The organism is Cohnella yongneupensis (assembly GCF_042655785.1).
Classification (GTDB): Bacteria; Bacillota; Bacilli; order Paenibacillales; family Paenibacillaceae; genus Cohnella; species Cohnella yongneupensis.
Genome location: NZ_JBHSNC010000011.1, coordinates 1 through 710 on the forward strand (window position 1 = coordinate 1; position 710 = coordinate 710).

At 38.3% G+C, this 710-nt stretch carries 1 protein-coding gene; it reads right to left on the minus strand.

The annotated features are described in order from the left end of the window. Positions 1-347 precede the first annotated feature (347 nt). Positions 348-710 (minus strand): hypothetical protein (locus ACFPQ4_RS04335; protein WP_378110544.1); only part of this gene is annotated, 363 nt, incomplete at its 5' end.

Below are 710 nucleotides of genomic sequence, written 5' to 3' on the forward strand. Positions count from 1 at the left end.
GTCTAATACTTGATCCGCATTTGATTCATCGATGGTTTTAAGAATTAATCTTTGAGTAACTATTGATATACTCAGATAGTCCACCTCTTATTTTTTTTTTGGCTTTGCACCAGTTTCATCTAACGTTCTTGTATTCACGACGTCCCACCACCTTAAGCCTGAAAGGCGGCCGCGATGCGGTTAGGTGGTGCGGATGTGTCCGGCAGAATTGACATCCATGCTGCTGAAATGCCTCCACGAATTCACTTCTGACTTCGTGCCGGACCGAGGGCGAATGCCCGATGCGTGAATATGGTGTTATCAGAAGTCACATGACATCTTGAATATACAATCGATATTGTTTGCAACTATTCCTTATGCCAAGTATTGATTCCCATAATTCTATCTATTATATGATTGTCTGCCCAAACTGCAGCTGTTTCTAAGTCTTTACAATCATCAAAACTAGATGGCTTAATTTCTCCTTTGTAGTAAATAGAATACTCTCCTGAGATTTGATCTATTATCTTGGTTGGTGGAGGCCATTTATCTTCTTCGTTATCAAATTCGCGATGATCTACAATTAACCATCCTGCAGTTTTCAATGCATACTTATAGATCCCTACAATAAATTGGTACTCTTCATTCATTGGCAAATCACTCATTGAATTACCAATATCTTTATATATTGCAATTGAGGCATCACCATATATTCTTCCAAAAGCAAATTT